Annotated in this window: 4 protein-coding genes and 1 pseudogene; 3 read left to right on the forward strand and 2 right to left on the reverse strand. The window is 70.9% G+C overall.

Annotation, left to right across the window (positions count from 1 at the left end):
- Positions 1 to 1,239 (forward strand): hybrid sensor histidine kinase/response regulator (locus AC1D12_RS28080; RefSeq protein WP_477844366.1); only part of this gene is annotated, 1,239 nt, incomplete at its 5' end.
- Here the strand turns inward: AC1D12_RS28080 and pdxH are convergent.
- Positions 1,191 to 1,826 (reverse strand): pyridoxamine 5'-phosphate oxidase, encoded by a 636-nt coding sequence (gene pdxH, locus AC1D12_RS28085; protein WP_047504576.1) that lies wholly within the window; start codon positions 1,824 to 1,826, stop codon positions 1,191 to 1,193. The genes AC1D12_RS28080 and pdxH overlap by 49 nt on opposite strands.
- Before the next feature lie 159 nt (positions 1,827 to 1,985).
- Between pdxH and AC1D12_RS28090 the strand changes: the two genes are divergently transcribed.
- Positions 1,986 to 2,618: a nucleotidyltransferase family protein gene (locus tag AC1D12_RS28090; protein ID WP_047504571.1), complete on the forward strand. Its 633-nt coding sequence runs from the start codon at positions 1,986 to 1,988 to the stop codon at positions 2,616 to 2,618.
- Positions 2,619 to 2,707: 89 nt separating this feature from the next.
- On the opposite strand, the gene AC1D12_RS28095 is transcribed toward AC1D12_RS28090, so the two are convergent.
- Positions 2,708 to 3,328, reverse strand: a complete 621-nt coding sequence (locus AC1D12_RS28095) for a gamma-glutamylcyclotransferase (protein WP_477844368.1) — start codon at positions 3,326 to 3,328, stop codon at positions 2,708 to 2,710.
- A 43-nt stretch (positions 3,329 to 3,371) separates the two neighbouring features.
- On the opposite strand from AC1D12_RS28095, the pseudogene AC1D12_RS28100 reads away from it, so the two are divergent.
- A pseudogene (locus AC1D12_RS28100) lies at positions 3,372 to 3,559 on the forward strand (hypothetical protein); the annotation flags it as partial.

The following is a 3,559-nucleotide window of genomic DNA, read 5'->3' on the forward strand; positions in this document are numbered from 1 at the left end:
GAGCAGGCGCTGCGCGACAAGGCGGCCGCCGAGCAGGCCAGCCGCGCGAAGAGCGAGTTCCTGGCGCGCATGAGCCATGAGCTGCGCACGCCGCTCAACGCGGTGCTCGGCTTCGCGCAGTTGCTGTCGGCCGACGCCGGCGATCGCTTGAGCCCGCCGCAGGCCGAGCGGGTGGAGCGCATCCGCTCGGCCGGCCAGCACCTGCTGGCGCTGATCGACGACGTGCTCGACCTCGCGTCGATCGAGTCGAGCGGCATGCCGCTTGCCCACGAGGCGGTGCCGCTGCAGGCCGCGCTGCACGACGTGCTGCAGTGGACCCGGCTGCAGGCCGACGAGGCCGGTGTCAGCGTGCAGGCCGAGCCGACGGCGGCCCAGGTGCTGGGCGACCCGCGGCGCGTGCGCCAGGTGATCGCCAACCTGATGAGCAACGCCATCAAGTACAACCGCGCCGGCGGCCACGTGTGGCTGGCGGTCGAGCGCGGGGCCTGGCAGGGCGTTCCGGCCTGGGCGATCACGGTGCGCGACGATGGCCGTGGCATGTCGGCCGCGCAGCGGCGCCACCTGTTCGAGCCGTTCAACCGACTCGGCGCGGAGCGCGAAGCGATCCAGGGCACCGGCATCGGGCTGGCCATCGTGCACCACCTGGTCAAGCTGATGCGCGGCGAGATCAGCGTCGAGAGCGAGCCGGGCCGAGGCAGCGCGTTCCGCATCGTGCTGCGGGCCGCCGCCGGTGCCGCCGCGGAACCTGCGCAGCAGGCCGTTCCCTCATCGGTGCAGGCCGCCCCGGTCGCCACGACAGCGGCCGCGCCGCTGCGCCTGCTCTACATCGAGGACAACCCGGTCAACGTGCTGCTGGTGCAGGAGCTGCTCGCCAACCATGCGCACGTGGAGCTCGCCATCGCCGTCGACGGCGTGTCGGGCGTGCGGCTCGCACAGCATGCGCGGCCCGACGTGGTGCTGGTCGACATGCAGCTGCCCGACATCGACGGCACCGAGGTGCTGCGCCGCCTGCGGGCCGATCCCGATCTGGCCGGCCTGACGATCGTCGCGCTGTCGGCCAACGCAATGCCGGAAGACGTCTCCCGGGCGCGCGAGGCGGGCTTCGACGACTACTGGACCAAGCCGATCGACTTCAAGGCCTTCCTCGCCGCGCTCGACCGGCTGGCGCAGGCGCGGCGGCCGGGTGCCGATCAGGGTGCGAGGCGTTCGCGCAGCCAGCTGCCTTCGGCCAGCCGGTAGCGCAGGCGATCGTGCAACCGCGACTTGCGGCCCTGCCAGAACTCCCAGCTGTCCGGCACGAGGCGGAAGCCGCCCCAATGCGGCGGGCGCGGCGGGTTCAGCGCGTAGCGCGCGGCGGCCTTCGCGGCGTTGGCCACCAGCACCGCGCGCGAGCCGATCACCTCGCTCTGCGGCGAGGCCCAGGCACCCAGCCGCGAATCGAGCGGGCGCGACTGGAAGTACGCATCCGACTCGGCCTCGCTGGTGCGTTCGACGCGGCCTTCGATGCGCACCACGCGCTCCAGCTCGACCCAGTGGAACTGCAGCGCGGCCCACGCATGGGCGGCCAGTTCGCGGCCCTTGCGGCTGTCGTAGTTCGTGTACCAGACGAGGCCGCGCGCATCGAAACCCTTGATCAGCACGATGCGCGTCGACGGGCGCTGGTCGGCGCCGACCGTCGCGAGCGTCATCGCGTTCGGCTCGGGCAGCTTCGCGTCGAGGGCCTGCTGGAACCACAGGCCGAACTGCTCCAACGGGTCGCTGCGCGAGGCGTTCTCGTCGAGTTCGGCGCGTTCGTAGCTTTTGCGGAGGTCGGCAATATCGGTCATGGCCGGAGTATCCCGCAGGGAACAAAATACCTGCGGGGAATGCCTTAAGTGAACGCCCCACTAGGCGCCGAAAGCAAACGATTCCATTCTTGCAACCAAGGGCTTGCGTGCTGTGATGCGCCGGCTGCCATGACGAACAACAATGAAAGGGATGGCCTCATGAAGGCGCGGCCGGCGATCGTCGTGCTCGCCGCGGGACTGGGTTCCCGTTTCGGCGGTACGCAACACAAGCTCACGCAGAGCCTCGGCGCATCGAGTGTTCTCGGGACGACGCTTCGGCATGCGCTCGCGACGCACCTGGCGGTGATCGTCGTCGCCACCGAGGTGCTGGCCGAAGAGGCTGCCTCGCATGTCGCGACGCGCGACATCGTGATGCTGCCGTCGGTCGGCTCGGGCTCGCCGGTCAGCGCGCAGCGCCTGGGCATGGGCTTCTCGATCGCGTCGGGCGTCGCGGCCTGCTCCGATGCCTCCGGCTGGCTGGTGCTGCCGGGCGACATGCCGATGGTGCAGCCGTCGACGCTGCTCGCGGTGGCGCAGCAGCTCGACCACCATGCCGTGAGCTATGCGCAGTACCGGGGCCGGCGCGGGCATCCGGTGGGTTTTGCGGCCGAGCTCTACACCGAGCTGGTGATGCTGACCGGCGACGAGGGCGCGCGCCGGCTGGTGGCRCGCTATCCGGCGCAGGCGGTCGATGTCGACGATTCCGGCGTGCTGATGGATGTCGACAACGAGGGCGACCTGGATCGCGTGCGGGCGGCCTACAGCCCGTCGCTGTTCGGCGACTCTCGTTGAAGGATGACAGCCCCTCGGTCGACGGGTACATCGACCGATCCCCCGAGGGGATGCAGGCCGGCTTGGGAGCGGCCCGGCGCTCGGCCTGCCTAGCCGTTCACCAGCGCGTGCCGCTCCACCAGTGCCACCAGCCGCTCGATGCCGCGGTCGCGGATGCCGCATTGGCGCAGCGAGCGCGCCGTTTCCATCAGGTAGTCGAGCGTCGTGCCGTAGCGCCCGCAGGCGCTGCGCAGCACGCCGAGCAGGTGCTCGTCGCTCAGCGTGCCGGTGTAGTTCGGGCTGCTGCGGCTCAGCGTGAAGCCGAGCGCGCTCACCGGCCCTTGCGGCGTGCGGCATGGCAGCCAGCGGGCATCGTAGACGCCGGTCGGCATCTCGCGCGCCCACAGCCTCGGCAGCTCGTCGTCGACGCGTGCGCGCTCGATGCGGTAGACCATGCCGCGGCAGGAGCCGCCTGCCACCAGCGCGAACACCAGGCCCGGGCATTCGGGCGTGCCGCGGTTGATGCGCGAGCGCATCTCGAGCGCGCGGTGCCAGCCGTGCACCTGGGCCGGCCGCTGCTCGGCGGCTTCGAACTCGGGGCGCCAGATCAGCGACGCGTAGCCGAAGATCCACAGGTCGTCACGGCCGCCCCAGCGGGAATGCACGTCGGCCAGCAGTTTGGCGGGGTCGCGCACGGGCGCCAGGCCGGTATCGATCACTGAATCGAGCATGGACGACACTCTAGAATGAATTTTCTTCAGCCGGGAGCTGGCGATGAGTGACCAAGACGACGACGTGCAGAAGTACGCGCTGGGCGCAGTGGCCTTCGTGGTGGCGCTGGTGGTGGCCGGGGTCATCGGGCTGGCCGCCTCGCGCGTGCTGCATGCGCCGAAGGCGGCCGGCCCCTCCACCGCATCCGCGACGACCCCGGCCGAGACCTCCGCGGTCGAGCGCATCTACTT

This window comes from Rhizobacter sp. P1_G5 (genome assembly GCF_056405435.1).

Excerpts from the sequence above, each read along its gene's own strand:
- pdxH (WP_047504576.1), bottom strand. The coding sequence starts at position 1,826 with ATGACCGATATTGCCGACCTCCGCAAAAGCTACGAACGCGCCGAACTC.
- AC1D12_RS28095 (WP_477844368.1), bottom strand. The coding sequence starts at position 3,328 with ATGCTCGATTCAGTGATCGATACCGGCCTGGCGCCCGTGCGCGACCCC.